Origin of the sequence: Streptomyces sp. NPDC051563, assembly GCF_044454225.1 — a bacterium.
In the GTDB taxonomy this organism is placed as follows: Bacteria; Actinomycetota; Actinomycetes; order Streptomycetales; family Streptomycetaceae; genus Streptomyces.
Map to the genome: position 1 here is coordinate 31,912 of NZ_JBITDL010000048.1, position 18,644 is coordinate 50,555.

Here is an 18,644-nt window from a genome sequence, read left to right on the forward strand (position 1 = left end):
CCGCGGAGCCCCGCACAAGGAGATGAACCACTGGGCAAGCGACAGCCCGAAGGCCCGCCTCCCGCACCGGTAGTGCAGCGCATCCGCCTGCGCTACACCAAGCGCGGCCGCCTCCGGTTCACCAGCCACCGTGACTTCCAGCGCGCCTTCGAGCGGGCCCTGCGCCGCTCCGAGGTGCCCATGGCGTACTCGGCGGGCTTCACCCCGCACCCCCGCGTCTCGTACGCGAACGCCGCCCCGACCGGGACCGGCAGCGAGGCCGAATACCTGGAGATCGCCCTCGCCGAGCCCCGCGACCCCGCGGTCCTGCGCGAGCTGCTCGACGAGTCGATGCCCGTGGGCCTCGACATCATCGACGCCGTCGAGGCGCACACCTCGGGTCTCGCCGACCGCCTGACGGCCTCCGTGTGGGAGCTGCGCCTGGACGGCGTGGAGCCCGGAGACCTGGAGAAGGCCGTCGAGGCCTTCCTCGCGGCCGAGACCGTGGAGGTCCAGCGCCGCACCAAGAACGGCATGCGGACCTTCGACACGCGCGGGGCCGTGGTCAGCCTGGACGTGGTTCCGGTGACGGCGACCGCAGAGGCTGATAGGCCCCTGGACAATGCTTGTGCGATACTGCGGCTGGTTGTTCGGCATCTGACACCTGCCGTTCGACCCGACGACGTCCTGTCCGGTCTCCGAGCTGTGGCCGACCTAACGCCGCCGGTCCCCGCTGCGGTGACCAGGCTGGCGCAGGGGCTCTTCGACGAGGAGTCCGGCACGGTGACCGACCCGCTCGCGCCCGACCGCGAGGCTGTCACGACCGCCCCACCCACGGCGGTCGCAACCGCCGACGCGAAGGCGCCGGAAGGTCCCGCCGCGTAGGGATCGTCGTCGTAGCGCAGCCCTGGGACTCGGGAGCCACCTGGGTCGGGCCGCGCACGGACAGACCTGAAGACTTGAAGACTTCCGCCAGGCCGTACGACCAACCGTACGGAACCGGCGGCCATTGAACTGAGCTCCCGTGTGGCGAACGCGCCCCGGAGGCCGGTTCCGCGCTCATTACGCGGAACCGTGCCGGACCGGACGTCAGCCGCGGCGCCCGGGAGCGTGACGGGAGAAACCCCGCATGCTCGACAACGAAAACGACAACAAGAACGCCGCCGACAGTGGCAGCCCGAGCGACAACCTGCCGCCGCGCCGGCGCCGCCGTGCCGCGTCCCGCCCGGCCGGCCCGCCCGGTGGCGCCGTAGCCGCCGCCGAAGCCGCTCCCGCGCCCGTAGTGGCCGAAGCTCCCGCCGAGGAGGCCGCTCCGGCCGCCGCCCCGGCCCGTACCCGACGCCGTGCGACCCGCGCCGTGGCCGCCCCCGAGGCGTCCGCCGCCGAGGTCGTGGCCGAGGCTCCCGTGGCCGCCCCCGCCGCTCCGGCTGCTCCGGCCGTCGAGGAGCCCGCTGCTCCGGCTCCGCGTGCCCGTCGCCGTGCTACCCGCGCCGTGACTGCTCCCGAGGCGCCCGCCGCCGAGGCTCCGGTCGTCGAGACCCCGGTCGCCGCTCCGGCCGCCGAGGCCGTCGAGGAGGCCGCTGCTCCGGCTCCGCGTGCCCGTCGCCGTGCGACTCGCGCCGTGACTGCTCCCGAGGCGCCCGCCGCTGAGGCTCCGGTCGTCGAGGCCCCGGTTGCCGCTCCGGTCGCCGAGGAGGCCGCTGCTCCGGCTCCGCGTGCTCGTCGCCGTGCCACCCGCGCCGTCACCGCCCCCGAGGCGCCCGCCGCCGAAGCCGTGGCCGAGGCCGCGGTCGTCGAGGCACCGGTCGCCGCGGCCAAGGCCACCGTCACCGTGGCCGACGCCGTGGACTCCCCGAAGCGCGGCGGCCGCCGCCGCGCCACCCGTTCCACCACCGCCCCGGCCGCCGCCGCGCAGCCGGCGGCTCCCGCAGCAGCGCAGCCGGTGGCGCCCGCCGCCGAGGCCCCGGCCCGCGGCCGCCGTGCCGGGCGTCCCGCCGTCGCCGTGTTCCAGGCCCCGGTGTTCGCCGAGCCGATGTTCCAGACCCCGGAGACCGCGGCCATGATGGCCGCAGCCGCTGCTGCCGCCGCCCCGGCCGAGGAGGCCGAGGAGGAGGAGCTCGACCTCGTCGAGGCCGAAGCCGAACCCGTCGCGGCCCCCGCGCCGCAGCCGGCCGGCCGTCGCCGCCGCCGTGGCCGCGGCGCCGCCGCCGAGACCGCCGCGCCCGTGGCCCAGGCTCCGGCCGCCGCCGCCGCGCCGTCCGGCCCGGTCACGCTGGCCGACGTAGAGCTGGTCGAGGACGAGACCGAGACCGAACTCGAAGGCTCCGCCGACGAGGACTACGACGAGTCGGGCGACCGCCCGTCGCGCCGTCGCCGTCGCGGTGGCCGCCGCCGCCGTCGCGGTGAGGCCGCCGACCTCGACGAGTCCGCCGAGGAAGAGGCCGAGTCCGCCGAGGAGACGGAGTCCGCCGAGGACGCGGACACCGAAGAGGCCGAGGACGACGAGGAGAACGGGGCCCTCGGCTCCAGCTCCAGCCGTCGTCGCCGGCGTCGCCGCCGTCGCAGCGGTGACGGTGGCACGGACGCCGACGCGGCCGAGGACGACGGTGTCCGCACGGTCGTCAAGGTCCGCGAGCCGCGCCCGGCGCGCGAGCGTGGCGAGTTCGTCGCCTCCGGCTCCACCTCCTCCGACGAGGTCCAGTCCATCAAGGGCTCGACCCGCCTGGAGGCCAAGAAGCAGCGCCGCCGCGAGGGCCGCGAGCAGGGCCGCCGCCGCGTCCCGATCATCACCGAAGCCGAGTTCCTGGCCCGCCGCGAGGCCGTCGAGCGCGTCATGGTCGTCCGCCAGTCCGGCGAGCGCACCCAGATCGGCGTCCTCGAGGACAACGTGCTCGTCGAGCACTACGTCAACAAGGAAGAAGCCACCTCGTACGTCGGCAACGTCTACCTGGGCAAGGTCCAGAACGTGCTGCCGTCCATGGAGGCCGCCTTCATCGACATCGGCAAGGGCCGCAACGCGGTCCTGTACGCCGGCGAGGTCAACTTCGAGGCGCTCGGCATGGCCAACGGGCCGCGCCGCATCGAGTCCGCCCTCAAGTCCGGCCAGTCGGTCCTGGTGCAGGTCACCAAGGACCCGATCGGCCACAAGGGCGCCCGCCTGACCAGCCAGGTCTCGCTGCCCGGCCGCTACCTGGTCTACGTGCCCGAGGGCTCGATGACCGGCATCAGCCGCAAGCTGCCCGACACCGAGCGCGCGCGCCTGAAGACCATCCTCAAGAAGATCGTCCCCGAGGACGCGGGCGTCATCGTGCGCACCGCCGCCGAGGGTGCGAGCGAGGACGAGCTGCGCCGCGACGTCGAGCGACTGCAGGCCCAGTGGGAGGACATCCAGAAGAAGTCGAAGCAGATCTCGACCTCTTCGCCGAGCCTCCTGTACGGCGAGCCGGACATGACCGTCCGCGTCGTGCGCGACATCTTCAACGAGGACTTCTCGAAGGTCATCGTCAGCGGTGACAGCGCCTGGGAGACCATCCACGGCTACGTGAACCACGTGGCCCCGGACCTGGCCGACCGGCTGAAGCGCTGGACCTCCGAGGTCGACGTCTTCGCGACGTACCGGATCGACGAGCAGCTCGCCAAGGCGCTCGACCGCAAGGTGTGGCTGCCCTCGGGCGGTTCCCTCGTGATTGACAAGACCGAAGCGATGATCGTCATCGACGTCAACACCGGCAAGTTCACCGGTCAGGGCGGCAACCTCGAGGAGACCGTCACCAGGAACAATCTGGAGGCGGCCGAGGAGATCGTGCGCCAGCTGCGGCTGCGCGACCTCGGCGGCATCGTGGTCATCGACTTCATCGACATGGTCCTGGAGTCCAACCGCGACCTCGTCCTGCGCCGCATGCTCGAATGCCTGGGCCGCGACCGCACCAAGCACCAGGTCGCCGAGGTGACCTCGCTGGGTCTGGTCCAGATGACCCGCAAGCGGGTGGGCCAGGGTCTGCTGGAGTCCTTCTCCGAGACCTGCGTCCACTGCAACGGCCGCGGCGTCATCGTGCACATGGAGACCCCGACCGTGGTCGGCGGCGGTGGCAACGGCAAGCGCTCCAAGCGCCGCGGTGGCCAGGGCGCAGGTCAGGACCACGAGCACGACCACGAGACCGAGGCCGTGGAAACGGGCGAGGGCGACGACTACGAGATCGAGACCGAGACCGAGGCGGAACTGGCCGCCGAGGTCGCCGCTCCCGTCGCGCTGCCCGAGCCGGCCTTCGTCGCCGACGAGGAGCTCTACGGCAGCCCGGCCGAGGCCGAGGCCGCTGCCGGAGTGAGCGGGCGCCGCAACCGCCGCCGCGCCACCCGCAAGGCGACCGCTCCGGCGGGCGCCCCGCGCGGTGCGGCGACGGACCGCGCCCCGGCGGCCGCGGCCCCCGTGGCCGAGCCCGAGCCGGTGGTCGAGGCAGAGATCGTCAAGGCCACCGAGGTCGCCGAGGTCATCGAGACGCCGGAGCCCGAGGCCGTCGTCGAGATCGCCGAGACGGTCGTCGCGGAACCGGTCGTGGAGGAGGCCCCCAAGGGCCGCACCCGGCGCCGTGCCACCCGTAAGGCGACCGCTCCGGCGGGCGCCCCGGCCGAGGCGGTCCAGGCCCCGGAGCCGGTGGCCGAGGCCCCCGTGGCCGAGCCGGAGCCCGAGGCCGTCGTCGAGGCCGCGCCGGCCGTCGTCGAGACCCCGGCCGAGGCCGAGGTCCCCGTCGAGGCCGCGCCGGCCCGTCCGCGTCGCCGTGCCACCCGTAAGGCCACGGCTCCGGCCGGTTCCCCGGCGGGAGCGGAGGCGGCCGTCCTGGTCGTCGACGCTCCGGTCGAGACGCCGGCGCAGCCCGCTGACGAGGCGGCCGAGGCCGTCGCCGAGGAGGCCGCCCCGGCGGCTCCCGCCAAGAAGGCGGTCCGCAAGACGGCCGCCAAGAAGGCGACCACGACCGCGGCGAAGAAGGCCCCGGCCAAGAAGGCGGCGGCCGTGAAGAAGACCGCGGCCAAGAAGACGACCACGGCCAAGACGGCGGCGAAGAAGACGGTCGCGAAGCGGGCCACGAAGAAGACCGCGGCGGCCGAGCAGTAGACGCTGCCCTCCGTCTCGGCTCCGACCGAGGCCTGATCCGCGGATCGCGTTCCACCGGCCCCCGCCCGGCACCCCTGGTGCCGGGCGGGGGCTTTCGGTCTCCGGCACCGCCCGCAGCGGTGTCCCCGGCCCTGCGGGCCGAAGGCCGGAGGCCGGAGCCCCTGGCGTCCGGGTGGGCCCGGAGGGCGCGTGCGGGCTGTCGGTGGGGCCGTACGAGCCCTTGTGGGCGGCCCCGCCGGTCGGCCGCATGCGCCCTCCGGCCCCGGCCTGGCCGCCTGCGCGACCCCTCCGAGACCCCTTCGTGACCCCGGTTTGACCCTCCCGACCGGGCCCCGTAACCTAGGGCGCTGGCGTGTCTATGCACACGCCAATCCACTGAGCACCTCACCTCCCGTACCGCTGCCTCGCGGCTGGGGCGGGGGAGGCCGGCCTGCGGTTCGACGCGGGGCCGGCTGGCTTCAGGGGTTCCCGATTTCGAGTGAGAGAGAGATCCGCGTGTACGCCATCGTGCGCAGCGGTGGTCGCCAGCACAAGGTTGCTGTCGGCGACATCGTTGAAGTTGACAAGATTCCCACTGCCAAGGTTGGCGACACGGTCGAGCTCTCGACCCTGCTCGTTGTCGACGGCGAAGCCGTGACCAGCGACCCGTGGGTCCTGGCCGGCATCAAGGTCCAGGCCGAGATCGTGGACCACCACAAGGGTGCCAAGATCGACATCCTTCGGTACAAGAACAAGACCGGCTACCGCCGTCGCCAGGGTCACCGCCAGCAGTACACGGCGATCAAGGTCACCGGTATCCCCGCGGCTGCGAAGTAAGAGGGACTGAGACATGGCACACAAGAAGGGCGCATCGTCCACCCGGAACGGGCGCGATTCCAATGCTCAGCGGCTCGGCGTGAAGCGCTTCGGCGGTCAGGTCGTTTCCGCTGGTGAGATCCTCGTCCGCCAGCGCGGCACCCACTTCCACCCGGGTTCGGGTGTCGGTCGTGGTGGCGACGACACGCTGTTCGCGCTGCAGGCCGGTTCGGTCGAGTTCGGCACGCACCGTGGCCGCAAGGTCGTCAACATCGTTCCGGCCGCCTGATTCAGCTCTGCTGATCTGAAGCGTTCGTAACACCCCGAGGGCGGATCTCAGCTCTTCCCGGCGCGAGCCGGGAAGAGAGGTCCGCCCTCGGCGCGTTGTCACACAGACACGTTTAATGGGTAGCAAGGCCTACCCCCCGGGACTTTCCGGGATATTCCCGCTGTATCTGGAGGAACAACCATGACCACCTTCGTGGACCGCGTCGAGCTGCACGTCGCCGCGGGTAACGGGGGCCACGGCTGCGCCTCCGTTCACCGGGAGAAGTTCAAGCCGCTCGGCGGCCCCGACGGCGGCAACGGCGGCCGTGGCGGCGACGTCATCCTGGTGGTGGAGCAGTCGATCACCACCCTGCTGGAGTACCACCACAGCCCCCACCGCAAGGCCACCAACGGCCAGCCCGGCGCGGGCGACAACCGTTCCGGCAAGGACGGCCAGGACATCATCCTGCCCGTGCCGGACGGCACCGTCGTCCTCGACAAGGAGGGCAACGTCCTCGCCGACCTCGTCGGCCAGGGCACCACCTACGTGGCCGCCGAGGGCGGCCGCGGCGGTCTCGGCAACGCCGCGCTCTCCTCCGCCCGCCGCAAGGCGCCCGGCTTCGCGCTCCTCGGCGTACCCGGTACCGGCGGCGACGTCATCCTGGAGCTCAAGACCGTCGCCGACGTGGCGCTGGTCGGCTTCCCGAGCGCCGGCAAGTCCTCGCTGATCTCGGTGCTCTCCGCTGCCAAGCCGAAGATCGCCGACTACCCCTTCACCACCCTCGTCCCGAACCTGGGCGTCGTCACCGCGGGCTCGACGGTCTACACGATCGCCGACGTCCCGGGCCTCATCCCCGGCGCCAGCCAGGGCAAGGGCCTCGGCCTGGAGTTCCTGCGCCACGTCGAGCGCTGCTCGATCCTCGTGCACGTGCTGGACACCGCCACCCTGGAGTCCGACCGCGACCCGCTCGCCGACCTCGACGCCATCGAGGAGGAGCTGAAGCTCTACGGCGGCGGCCTGGAGAAGCGTCCGCGCCTCGTCGTCCTCAACAAGGTCGACATCCCCGACGGCAAGGACCTCGCGGACATCGTCCGCCCGGACCTGGAGGCCCGCGGCTACAAGGTCTTCGAGGTCTCCGCGGTCGACCGTACGGGCCTGAAGGAGCTGTCCTACTTCCTCGCCGAGGTCATCGCGAAGTTCCGCGCCCGTGCGCCCAAGCAGGAGGCGACCCGCATCGTCATCCGGCCCAAGGCCGTGGACGACTCGGGCTTCACCATCACCTACGACGAGGCCGAGGACGTGTACCGCGTGCGCGGCGAGAAGCCGGAGCGCTGGGTCCGCCAGACCGACTTCAACATCGACGAGGCCGTCGGCTACCTCGCCGACCGCCTCAACCGCCTCGGCGTCGAGGCGGCGCTCAAGAAGGCCGGTGCCCGCGCGGGTGACGGCGTCGCCATCGGTTCCGACGACAACGCGGTCGTCTTCGACTGGGAGCCGACCATGATGGCCGGCGCCGAGATGCTGGGCCGCCGCGGTGAGGACCACCGTCTGGAGGCGCCGCGTCCGGCCACCACGCGCCGCAAGGAGAAGGAAGCCGAGCGGGATTCCGCGCAGAAGGAGTACGACGAGTTCCGTCCCTTCTGATCGGCCGGTCACTGAAGGCGACGGCCGGGTCCCCGGCCGTCGTCACAGGCTCGTCACAGGATTCCGTTTATCCCCCGTTCGGGTGACCCGTCTTAAGGTCACGTTTACTCGGGTGGCCTAGGATCCACGGGTGACGAGCACCCATACCCCCACAGTTGCCGTCGTCGTGATCGCGTACAACGATGCAGAGCTCGTCGGTCAGGCCGTTTCCTCGGCCCTCGCCCAGGGCTCGGTCGTCGCCGAGGTCATCGCGGTCAACGACGCGTCCAGCGACGGCACCGCCGAGGTGCTGGACGAGCTGGCGGCCCGCCACCCCCGCGTGAAGGTCGTGCACCGCACGGAGAACAGCGGGGGCTGCGGCACCCCCCGCAACGACGGGATCGCGGCCGCGACCGCCCCCTACCTGATGTTCCTGGACAGCGACGACGTCCTGCCCCGCGGGGCCGTCGACGCCCTGGTGCGCGCGGCCGGGGAGCACCGGGCCCCGGTCACCGTCGGCTCGTGCGTCCGCCGAGAGATGCCCGAGAGCCGCGACGTGCCCTGGGTACCCGGCCTGTACACGCCGGGCGAGGTCATCGAGGTCCCGGCGGACCGGCCGGAGCTGGTCCGCGACACGCTCTGCGTCAACAAGCTGTACGAGCGGGCCTTCCTGGACATGTACGGCATCCGCTTCCCCGACGGCCGGTTCATCTACGAGGACTTCGTCTTCACCGCCCGCGTACTGGCCGCCCGCCCCCGCATCGCGGTGATCGGCGACCTCGTCTACGTGTGGCACGTGCGCCGCAACGCCGCCCGGGTCTCCATCTCCCTGGACCGCAAGGACGTCGGCAACTGGAGCGCGCGCGTGGAGGCCCACCGCGTGGCCTCCCGGCTGATGAAGGCGTCCTCCGCCGAGCTGGGCCGGGCCTGCCAGGTCAAGTTCCTGGAGTACGACCTGCGCATGTACCTGCGCGAGCTCGGCGAGGACCCCGAGTACCAGGCCGCCTGGTGGACGCTGACCCGCGACTACGTCGCCGGCTTCGCCGAGGACGACATCGAGGCCGCCGGGGCGCACGCCCGCTGGATCGTACGGGTGCTGCGCGCCACCGCGGTGCCGCCCGCCCCCGCCGACCTGCTGCGGCTGACCCGCTTCGCCGCCGACCCGCCCCGCCTGACGCCCCCGTACGCGACCGGCGCCTCGGGGGCGCCGGTCTGGAGCGACACGCTGCCGGTGGAGCTGGACCGGATGGACGAGCTGGAGACGTCGGAGCTGCCCGTCACCATCGACGCCGAACCGAACGGCTGCGCGGGACTGCGGATCAAGGTGCACGACCTGTACGGGCGGCTCGCCGCGGCCGGCCCGCGCACCGTCCAGCTGCGCTTCCAGCCCCGGGGCGACCTGGGGGAGCTGCTGGTCGCCGAACCGGTGGCGCTCATCCCCGCCGGGGACGGCCAGGGGTGGACCGCGGAGCTGCCGTTCCAGCTCACCACGCTGGCGCGCCTCGGGCGGGGCGAGGGCCGGCGCGGTCTGCAGGCGTGGGACGTGAAGCTGAACGTGGAGTGCGCCGACGGGAGCGCCGTACTGACCTCCCCCCGCCCCTTGCGCCGCCTGCTGCACCGACGGGTGCTGCCCAGCAGCCGGTACGGTGTGCTCTTGGCGCAGCCGTACCGCACGACCGGGGGATCCCTGGCGCTGCGGCTCGCGCCCGGTGCCGCGGGTGTCATGAGCCTGGCCCGTCACCGGTTCCACCGGGCGCGCATAGTGCGCGGCTAGGGCGGAACCCGGCTGACGGTCCGGCGCCGGACCGGACGTACGAAAGATATTTGGGGAGACACGCATGACGTTTCTGATCACTGGTGGTGCCGGTTACATCGGGGCGCACGTCGTCCGCGCGATGCTGCTTGCGGGTGAGGAGGTGGTGGTGCTGGACGACCTCTCGACCGGTAACGCCGCCCGTGTCCCGGAGGGCGTTCCGCTGGTGATCGGTTCGGTGCTGGACCGTGCGTTCCTCGACAAGACCTTCGCCGAGCACCGGATCACCGGTGTGGTCCACCTCGCGGGCAAGAAGCAGGTCGGCGAGTCCGTCGATAAGCCGCTGCACTACTACGAGGAGAACGTGGGCGGTCTCACCGTCCTGCTCCAGGCCGTGGCCGCCGCGGGCGTGCGCAACTTCCTCTTCTCCTCCTCCGCCTCCGTGTACGGGATGCCGGACGTGGACCTCGTCACCGAGAGCACCCCGTGCCTGCCGCTCAGCCCGTACGGCGAGACGAAGCTGGCGGGCGAGTGGATCGTCCGGGCCGCGGGCAAGGCGCACGGGATCTCCACCGCGTGCCTGCGCTACTTCAACGTGGCGGGCGCCGCGACCCCCGAGCTCGCCGACACCGGGGTCTTCAACCTGGTCCCGATGATCTTCGAGCGGTTCGACAAGGGCGAGGGCGCCCGGATCTTCGGCGACGACTACGCGACCGCGGACGGCACCTGCATCCGTGACTACATCCACGTCGCCGACCTCGCGGAGGCCCACGTGGTGGCCGCCCGCAAGCTCGTCGAATGGGGCGCGCAGGGCGACTACAAGGACCTCACCGTCAACATCGGCCGCGGCGAAGGCGTTTCCGTCCGCGAGATGGTCGAGCTGGTCAACGAGGTCACCGGGCACACCGATCCCGCCTACGCGCCCGCGGTCTCCCCGCGCCGCGCCGGCGACCCGGCGAAGGTCGTCGCCTCCGCCGACCGGATCGGCGCGGAGCTGGGCTGGAAGGCCCGCCACGACGTCCGCGAGATGATCACCTCGGCCTGGGAGGGCTGGGAGGCCCACCGCAAGGCCTGAGGCCCGCAGAGCGTACGAAGAAGCCGCCCGCCCCGGTCGATTCCGGGGCGGGCGGCTTCTTCGTACGTGCGTGGAGCGCGGGGCCCCAGGTCAGAGCGTGGGCCTCAGCGCTCCAGGAAGGAGAACAGGGCCTCCCACCGGTCGGTGATCTCGGCGCTGGAGTACCGCTTCACCTTGCGGAAGGCGGTGTCGCCGAGCCGGTCGCGCAGTTCGCGGTCGGCCATCAGCCGGTCGAGGTGTCCGGCCAGTTCCATCGTGTTGCCGAGCCGGGCCAGCAGCCCGTCCTCGCCGTGCGTCACGATCTCCCGCACACCCGGCGCGCAGTCGAAGGCGGCCACCGGCACGCCCGCGGCCATCGCCTCCAGCAGGGTGATGGGGAACCCCTCGGCCCGCGAGGCCTGGGCGAAGACGGAGGCACCGTTCAGGGCGCCCAGCACGTCGCCGGTGCTGCCCATCCACTCCACCGAGCCCGCCAGGCCGAGCCCGGCGGCGTGTGCGCGCAGGGTCGGCTCCTCCATGCCCGCCCCGTAGATCCGCAGGACCCAGTCGGGGTGGTGCGGGGAAGCGTCGGCCCACGCGTCGAGCAGCAGGTCCACGCCCTTCTCGAAGGCGAGGCGGCCGACGCTCGCCACGACCTTCCCGGTGCGCGGGGCGGGGGAGGCGGGCATGAACGGCAGCGGGTTCGGCATGCTGGAGACGTTCTCCATGCCCGAGCGGATCCAGAGGTCGGCGTCCTCGGGGGTCAGCACGAGCATGCGGTCGACGTCCCGGTAGAACCGGCGGACCCGCTGGCCCCGGGTGGACTTGTTGCTGGCCTCGAAGGACTCGTGGCTCATGCCGATGACCGTGCAGCCCTTGGTGTCGGCGAGGGCCACCCACTCCATCGCCCAGACCTGGGTGACGATCACCACGGCGCCGGGGCGGGCCGCGCGCAGCAGCTCGCCCAACTGGTCAGCCTTGGCCCGCATCTTGGCCCGGCGGGCCGCCTGGCGGCGCCGTTCGGGCGCGTTGAGCCGGCCCTTGATGCCGTGCAGCCGGCGGGCCGCCGGCGGGTGGGACTCGTACAGCGTGGTGACCGCGTAGGGCAGGTTCGCCGGGAGCTGCTGGCGGATCTCCTCGGCGACGGGGGCGATGCCGACGACGTGCACCCGGTGCCCGCGCTCGGTGAACAGCCGGGCCATCTGGTGCGACCAGGTGGTCACGCCGCCGAGCTCGTCCACGCTGTTGGAGACGAGGAAGACGTCACGGCCGCCGGAGGTCCCCTCCGGGACTTCGGGGGTGTGCGGGGCGGTGGAAGTCTGCTGGCTCACTTGCCGCTCCTGGTGAAGAACTTCTCGACGATCCGGCGGGCCGCGTCGCCGCGGTCGTACTCGCCGAACTCGGCGAGGAAACGCTGGCGCGCCTCGGCGTACTTGGCATCCGCCTCGTCGAAGGCGCCGAGGGCCTGGAGCAGTTCGTCCGCGGTGGAGACCACCGGGCCCGGGGCCTTCTCCTTGAGGTCGAAGTACGTGCCGCGGATGTCGGTCGCGTACTTCTCGTAGTCGTACGCGAAGAACAGCATCGGCCGGTCCATGACCGCGTAGTCGAACATCACGGACGAGTAGTCGGTGATCAGCCCGTCGGCCAGCGCCAGCAGCGGAGTGATGTCGTGGTGCCGGGACACGTCGATGACCCGGCCCGCCACCGACGGCGGCAGCGTGACGCTGTTGAGGTAGTGGGTGCGCACCAGCAGCGTGAAGCGGTCGCCGAGCCGGTCGGCGAACTCCTCCACGTCGAAGGGGAACTCGAAGCCCTCCACCGCGCCGTCCGCGTTCGCCCGGAAGGTCGGCGCGTACAGCAGCACCTTCTTCTCCGGGTCGATCCCGAACTCCCCGGCCAGCGGGCCGCGGACCCGCTCGCCGCTGTTCGCCTCGGAGCGGTGGGCCGCGACCAGGGCGTCGTTGCGCGGGTAGCCGGTGCGCAGCAGCACCTCGTCACGCAGCCGGAAGCCCTTGGCGAGGGTGCGGGCGTCGTGCTCGGAACGGATCAGGAAGTGGTCGAAGCGGTCGACGGCCGCCTGGAAGCGGGCCTGGCCCGTACGGTCCTGCGCCTTGGTGCGCGGCTCGTGGAAGCCCATCCGCTTCAGGGCCGAGCCGTGCCAGGTCTGGATGTACGTGGTCCCCGGGCGCTTGGCCAGCGCCAGCGGGAAGCCCTGGTTGTCGATCCAGAACTCGGCCTGGGCCAACGCCCGCAGGTAGGGCCAGCTCCAGCGCCGCACCAGGGTGGCCTCCTTGGGGAAGCCGGTGGGCCTGCCGCCCGCGTAGGACCAGATCGCCTCGAACTGCACGCCGGAGCGCACCAGTTCCTCGTAGATCGCCTTCGGGCTGTCGCTGTACTGCTTGCCCATGTGGCTCTCGAAGACGACCGTGCCCTTCTTGACCGGCAGCTTCGAGAAGACCTCGTGGTAGACCTTCACCTTCTGCTCGCCCGAGCCGATGTTGCGGCGGGCCCGCAGGGCCCTGCGCAGGCCCCGCTTGACCACGCCCGCGGCCTTGCCGTGCATCGCGCTGTTGATCAGCGTCTGGGTGCGCACGGCGGCGGCGCCCTCGGCGGTCAGGACGTAGGAGAGGTTGCCCTTCTTGGTCATCTCCGGCTCGAAGCGGTCGGAGACCAGCCGGGTCAGCCTCGGGCGCACGCGCAGCCGGGCAGCCTTTTCCAGGTCGACGCCGCCGATGGAGACGCGGGTGGTGAGCCGGTCCTTGCCGGCGGTCAACTTCAGCCGGACGTCCCAGACGGCGTCGATGATGCCGAGCGGGCGGACGGTGCCGGCGACGTCGGCCGTGGCCTTCCACTCGATCGTGTCACCGGCGTGGCGCACGGTTGCCACCGGGAAGCTGAAGGAGCGGACGCCGATCTGCCGGCGGGCCCGGAACTCCAGCGAGGCCTTCAGCTCCGTGTCGGGGCGGATCCGGCCCAGCGGGTTCACGACGGCGCCCGACAGGGTGACCGTGCCGCGGCCGTCGTCCTCGTACGCGGTCAGGCGGTTGCCCAGGGTGAGGGAGCCGAGCGGCGCACCGGCGTAGCCCTGGTCGGTGACGTCCAGTATCCGCCGGGCCTCGTCGGCGTCGGGGCCGTCGATGTGCCGGTCGCACCAGTAGACGCGCCCGTCGCGCTCGGCGAGCGGGGAGGTGAGCCGCCCCTGGTTGGTCATCGCGTCGGCGGCGGGCAGGAGGTTGTCCCAGTCCTCCTTGCCGAGCAGGTAGGCGCAGATGGCCTGGAGGTTGCTGACGTTGTCGTACGCGGCCGGGTCGATGCCCGCCAGGTAGCCGTTGGCCAGCCGGGCGAACTCCTGGCGGTAGGCGTCACCGAGCAGGGGCAGGTCCCGCAGGTGGAGGACCAGGTCGTGCTTGAGGAACTTGGCGTCCTTCGCGGACTTGATCTGTGCGTGCCCCTTGGAGGCCAGCAGCTCGTCGACGCGCCGGTGGATCTCCATCCGGTGGACGAAGTTCTCGATCTCGTGGCGCCGGTTGCTGATCGACTTCGCCGAGGCCTTCTCGATCACGTTCCAGTAGTAGACGTGGTTCGGGATGAGCGTGATGCGGCGGGCGGCGACGTAGGCCTGCGCGGAGAAGAGCAGGTCCTCGTAGTGGATGCCGACCGGGAACTCCAGGCCCTGCTCCAGCAGGAACGCGCGCCGGTAGCACTTGTTCGTGGAGAGGGTGTCGTAGACCAGCAGGTCGGGGTACTCGGTAATCGACTCCAGCGTGCGGGTGCGCGCGTAGATCCACGGGTACCACTCGGTGGTCTTGCCCCAACGGCTGTCGAGGTGGACCCGGACGCACATGCCCGAGACCAGGTCGGAGCCGGTCCGCTCGGCGGCGTCCAGCATGTTGCGGCAGGCATTACGTTCCAGCACGTCGTCGCTGTCCAGGAACATGACGTAGGTACCGGTGGCCTGCTGGATGCCGTGATTGCGCGGGGCACCGCAGCCGCCGCTGTTCTCCGGCAGCCGGAAGGCGCGCACCCTCCCCGGATGCGCGGTTTCGAGCTCCTGGGCGACCGCGTAGGACCCGTCCTTGCTGCAGTCGTCCACGATCACGACTTCGACCCCGTGCAGGGTCTGGTCCAAAACCGACTGGACGGCTGCCGGGAGACGCTCTGCGTCGTTGTAGACGATGACGACCACGGAGACGTCAGGCACGTGCACCTCGATCCCTCTGATTCATTCCGCTTATCCCGTCAAAGCTACCGTGTGCCGCACTGACACCCGGCAGGGCAACCACCGCCGTGCATACTTCTAAGGAAGAGGTGAGTGGCAGGTCCGGTCGCCGTAAATCACCCGTTCGGACCGCAGGAAGTGTTCATGAAGCTGTCTGTAGTAGTCCCTTGCTACAACGAGGAAGCCGTCATCGACAGCTTCGACACGGAGATCCGCAAGGTCCTGGACGCACTGCCCGTCGAGTACGAGGTCTGCTACGTCGACGACGGTAGCCGCGACGGGACCCTCGGCAAGCTCCGCAAGATCGCGGCCCAGCACGCCGACCGGACCCGGTACGTCTCCTTCAGCCGCAACTTCGGCAAGGAGGCCGGCATGCTCGCCGGCCTGCGCGAGGCCACCGGCGACGCCGTGGTCATCATGGACGCCGACCTCCAGCACCCGCCCGAGCTCATCGGCACGATGCTCGAGTACTACCGGCAGGGCCACGACCAGATCATCGCCCGCCGCACCCGCGAAGGGGACAAGAAGCTCCGCACCGCGCTGAGCCGCCTCTACTACCGGGGCATCAACCGCTGGGTCGACGTGGAGCTCACCGACGGCGTCGGCGACTTCCGGCTGCTGTCCCGGCCGGCCGTGGACGCGCTGCTCTCGCTGCCCGAGTACAACCGCTTCTCCAAGGGCCTCTTCTCCTGGATCGGCTTCGACACCGTCCACTTCGACTACCGCAACGCGCAGCGCGAGGCCGGCGAGACGAAGTGGAAGTTCGGCGCCCTGCTGAACTACGGCATGGACGGGCTCATCTCCTTCAACAACCGGCCGCTGCGCATCGGCATCTGGTCGGGCGTGTCGCTGGTGGCCCTGACGGTTCTCTACGCCCTGTGGATCGCCGTCATGGCGATGACCAACGGGGTGGACTCCCCGGGCTACGTCACGATCGTCGCGCTCATCGCGGGTCTGGGCGGGGTCCAGATGATCATGCTGGGACTGATCGGCGAGTACATCGGCCGCATCTACTACGAAACCAAGCGCCGGCCGCACTTCCTGGTGAAGGAGGCGCACGGCGCCGACCGGACGGGCGCGTCCACCGACGTCCGGGACGCGCTGCTGCCCGAGGCCCAGGCCGTTATCGCGGAGCGAAGCAAGTGATGTCGGGCACGAAGAACAGCCGGCCGGACGGAACGGCGGACGGCCAGGCGGCTGCTGCGCAGGCCGGCGGGCAGCCGGCCGCGGACCCGAACCCGGTGGCGAACCCGGCCGCCGACCCGGCCGCCGACCCGGCCGCCGACCGGGCCGCGGACCGGAGGGCCAAGCTGGGCCAGATCATCCGGTTCGGCCTGGTGGGCGGGGTCAACACCGCGACCTTCTTCGTCCTCTACCTGGTCCTGCACCCGTGGATGCCGTACTTCGCCGCCTACTCGCTCGCCTTCGTGCTGGCGATGATCGGCTCGTTCTTCATGAACACCTACTTCACCTACCGGACCCGGCCGACCTGGAAGAAGTTCCTGCTCTTCCCCCTGACCAACATCACGAACTACGTGATCCAGTCCGCCGGCCTGTACGCCCTGGTGAGCTGGGCGGGCATGAACACCAAGATCGCCCCGCTGGTGGCGGCCGTCGTGGCCATCCCCTTCACCTTCGTGCTCTCCCGCAAGATCCTCATTCCGGGGACCTCCGGCGCGGCCGGAGAACCGGAGCAGACCCACAGCGCGTCCACGGTCTGAAACCCCTGGGCGGCCCCGCCCGGACACCCCGTAGATTGAACGGGCGGGTTCGCAGGTTCGGGGGTTCGCAGTTCGTGTTCGGCGAGGGTCAAGGGTCAGGGGACAGAAGTGTCAGCGGCTAGGCAGGGTGTGCTCGACGCGCGCAGGATCGTGGTCAAGGTCGGCTCCTCCTCCCTGACCACGGCGGCCGGCGGACTCGACGCCGACCGGGTGGACGCACTGGTCGACGTACTGGCCAAGGCGCGCAGCGGTGGCGAGAAGGAGATCGTCCTGGTCTCCAGCGGAGCCATCGCCGCCGGACTCTCCCCGCTCGGCCTGCGCCGCCGCCCCACCGACCTGGCCCGCCAGCAGGCCGCCGCGAGCGTCGGCCAGGGCCTGCTCGTCGCCCGCTACACGGCCTCCTTCGCCCGGTACGGCGTACGCGTCGGCCAGGTGCTCCTGACCACCGACGACACGAGCCGCCGCGCGCACTACCGCAACGCCTACCGGACCCTGGACCAGCTCCTGGCCATGGGGGCGCTGCCCGTCGTCAACGAGAACGACACCGTCGCCACCGACGAGATCCGCTTCGGCGACAACGACCGGCTCGCCGCACTCGTGGCCCACCTGGTCCGCGCCGACCTCCTCGTCCTGCTCTCGGACGTCGACGGCCTCTACGACGGGGACCCCTCCCAGCCCGGCACCAGCCGCATCGAGGAGGTCCGCGGCCCCGAGGACATCGCCCACGTCACCATCGGCAGCGTCGGCAAGGCGGGCGTCGGCACCGGCGGCATGGCCACCAAGGTCGAAGCGGCCCGCATCGCCGCGGCAGCGGGCATCCCCGTCGTCCTCACCTCGGCGAGCCAGGCCGCGGACGCCCTGGCCGGGCGGGCCACCGGCACCCTCTTCCACTCCACCGGACGCCGCTCGACCGACCGGCTGCTCTGGCTCCAGCACGCATCGGCCCCGCAGGGACACCTCGTCCTGGACGACGGAGCCGTCCGCGCGGTGACCGAACGCGGCAGCTCGCTGCTGCCCGCGGGCATCGCCGCGGTCGAGGGCGACTTCGTCGCCGGGGACCCCGTGGAGCTGCGCGCGGCCGACGGCCGGGCGGTGGCGCGCGGCCTCGTCAACTTCGACGCCAAGGAGCTCCCGCAGCTCCTCGGGCGCTCCACTCGCGAGCTCGCGCGGGAACTCGGACCCGAGTACGAGCGGGAGGTCGTCCACCGCGACGATCTGGTCCTGCTGCAGGGCTGAGGTTCGGCAAAACCACCGCGCGGTGAGCCGAGGACTGGTCAACTGTGAGGGGCGGACACGCGTAGCGCAGACAAGGAGGCGGCTGGTGAGACGAGCGCTGACCAGCGTCGGCACCGGGGACGGTGACGTCGGCGGGCCCGGCGAGGCACAGGACGCCTCCCGCCTGTGGCACATCACCCTGAGCGTCTCCGGAAAGCCCGCGCCGCTGTGCGACGTACGCCGTGGGCTGGAGCAGCTCGCCCACGACCACCCCTTCCTCCTGACCAGCCGCTACGCCGACGACCACGCCGAGATCCGCTACTGGGAGGAAGCCCGCGACCTCCACGACGCGGCGGCCGTCGCCCTGCGGCTCTGGGGGGAACACCGCTCCTCGGCGAAGCTCCCGCCCTGGGAGATCGTCGGCCTCGAAGTCATCGACCGCGCCACGTACCACCAACGCGTGGCGGAGGGCTACGGCCCACCCCCGGCCCACCCCATGGGCGTGCACCCTTACTAGACGCGTCACTCGCACCGCTGCGCGGGCTTCGCTTCGCTGCGCCGGACTCCGTCCGGCGGTGGCCCGGTCGGTGCTGCCGCCACTGTCGTCCTGGCGGGGGGTCCGGTGGGCGGGTGCGGCTGGCTGGGCCCTGCGGGGCAAGGTCCCCTACCCGCCCTTCCACCGTTCCCCGGGCGCTGCCCGGACCCGTTGCGCGTGCGGCGCCGTTGCCGGGGGCCAGCCCCCGGGCCCCCGCTCCTCAAACGCCGGAGGGGCTGATTGTGGCCGGCGTTCGGCTGGCTGTGCGCGGGGCGGGCTGGTGTGCCGCGCAGCGGCACAATCCAGCCCCTCCGGCGTTTGAGGAGCGGGGTCTGGGGCGGAGCCCCAGAAGGGGTCCGGGCGCAGCCCGGG

At 71.7% G+C, this 18,644-nt stretch carries 13 protein-coding genes; 11 read left to right on the forward strand and 2 right to left on the reverse strand.

The window, feature by feature from the left end:
• The first annotated feature begins 72 nt into the window (after positions 1 to 72).
• The 7 genes from ACIA8F_RS36895 to galE all read left to right on the forward strand — a co-directional run bounded on the left by ACIA8F_RS36895 (position 73) and on the right by galE (position 10,603).
• Positions 73 to 864 carry a TIGR03936 family radical SAM-associated protein gene (locus tag ACIA8F_RS36895; protein ID WP_399385408.1) on the forward strand — a complete coding sequence of 264 codons (792 nt, stop codon included), beginning with the start codon at positions 73 to 75 and terminating at the stop codon, positions 862 to 864.
• A gap of 244 nt (positions 865 to 1,108) precedes the next feature.
• Positions 1,109 to 5,089, forward strand: coding sequence for an Rne/Rng family ribonuclease (locus ACIA8F_RS36900; RefSeq protein ID WP_399385409.1), 3,981 nt, complete (start codon positions 1,109 to 1,111; stop codon positions 5,087 to 5,089).
• Positions 5,090 to 5,584: 495 nt separating this feature from the next.
• Positions 5,585 to 5,905, forward strand: coding sequence for a 50S ribosomal protein L21 (rplU, locus tag ACIA8F_RS36905; protein WP_214950890.1), 321 nt, complete (start codon positions 5,585 to 5,587; stop codon positions 5,903 to 5,905).
• 13 nt (positions 5,906 to 5,918) lie between these two features.
• The gene (gene rpmA, locus ACIA8F_RS36910) at positions 5,919 to 6,173 is read left to right on the forward strand and encodes a 50S ribosomal protein L27 (RefSeq protein WP_030013081.1); all 255 of its coding nucleotides are present in this window, start codon (positions 5,919 to 5,921) and stop codon (positions 6,171 to 6,173) included.
• Positions 6,174 to 6,353: 180 nt separating this feature from the next.
• Complete coding sequence (obgE, locus tag ACIA8F_RS36915) at positions 6,354 to 7,796, forward strand: GTPase ObgE (RefSeq protein WP_399385410.1); 1,443 nt, start codon at positions 6,354 to 6,356, stop codon at positions 7,794 to 7,796.
• A gap of 130 nt (positions 7,797 to 7,926) precedes the next feature.
• Positions 7,927 to 9,549, forward strand: a complete 1,623-nt coding sequence (locus ACIA8F_RS36920; RefSeq protein WP_399385411.1) for a glycosyltransferase family 2 protein — start codon at positions 7,927 to 7,929, stop codon at positions 9,547 to 9,549.
• A gap of 64 nt (positions 9,550 to 9,613) precedes the next feature.
• Complete coding sequence (gene galE, locus ACIA8F_RS36925; RefSeq protein WP_399385412.1) at positions 9,614 to 10,603, forward strand: UDP-glucose 4-epimerase GalE; 990 nt, start codon at positions 9,614 to 9,616, stop codon at positions 10,601 to 10,603.
• Positions 10,604 to 10,707: 104 nt separating this feature from the next.
• On the opposite strand, the gene ACIA8F_RS36930 is transcribed toward galE, so the two are convergent.
• Both ACIA8F_RS36930 and ACIA8F_RS36935 read right to left on the reverse strand, forming a co-directional pair.
• Positions 10,708 to 11,913, reverse strand: a complete 1,206-nt coding sequence (locus ACIA8F_RS36930; protein ID WP_399385413.1) for a glycosyltransferase — start codon at positions 11,911 to 11,913, stop codon at positions 10,708 to 10,710.
• A complete protein-coding gene (locus ACIA8F_RS36935; RefSeq protein ID WP_399385414.1) occupies positions 11,910 to 14,789 on the reverse strand; it encodes a CDP-glycerol glycerophosphotransferase family protein in 2,880 nt (959 codons plus the stop codon). Before ACIA8F_RS36935 ends, ACIA8F_RS36930 begins: the two co-directional genes overlap by 4 nt.
• Positions 14,790 to 14,945: 156 nt before the next feature.
• On the opposite strand from ACIA8F_RS36935, the gene ACIA8F_RS36940 reads away from it, so the two are divergent.
• From ACIA8F_RS36940 to ACIA8F_RS36955, 4 genes are all read left to right on the forward strand, one after another.
• Positions 14,946 to 15,947 carry a glycosyltransferase family 2 protein gene (locus tag ACIA8F_RS36940; RefSeq protein ID WP_399385415.1) on the forward strand — a complete coding sequence of 334 codons (1,002 nt, stop codon included), beginning with the start codon at positions 14,946 to 14,948 and terminating at the stop codon, positions 15,945 to 15,947.
• Between the two features lie 164 nt (positions 15,948 to 16,111).
• Positions 16,112 to 16,522 (forward strand): GtrA family protein, encoded by a 411-nt coding sequence (locus ACIA8F_RS36945; RefSeq protein WP_399385417.1) that lies wholly within the window; start codon positions 16,112 to 16,114, stop codon positions 16,520 to 16,522.
• A 108-nt stretch (positions 16,523 to 16,630) separates the two neighbouring features.
• Complete coding sequence (proB, locus tag ACIA8F_RS36950; RefSeq protein ID WP_399385416.1) at positions 16,631 to 17,758, forward strand: glutamate 5-kinase; 1,128 nt, start codon at positions 16,631 to 16,633, stop codon at positions 17,756 to 17,758.
• An 82-nt stretch (positions 17,759 to 17,840) separates the two neighbouring features.
• Positions 17,841 to 18,254 carry a hypothetical protein gene (locus tag ACIA8F_RS36955; RefSeq protein ID WP_399385418.1) on the forward strand — a complete coding sequence of 138 codons (414 nt, stop codon included), beginning with the start codon at positions 17,841 to 17,843 and terminating at the stop codon, positions 18,252 to 18,254.
• Positions 18,255 to 18,644: the final 390 nt, after the last annotated feature.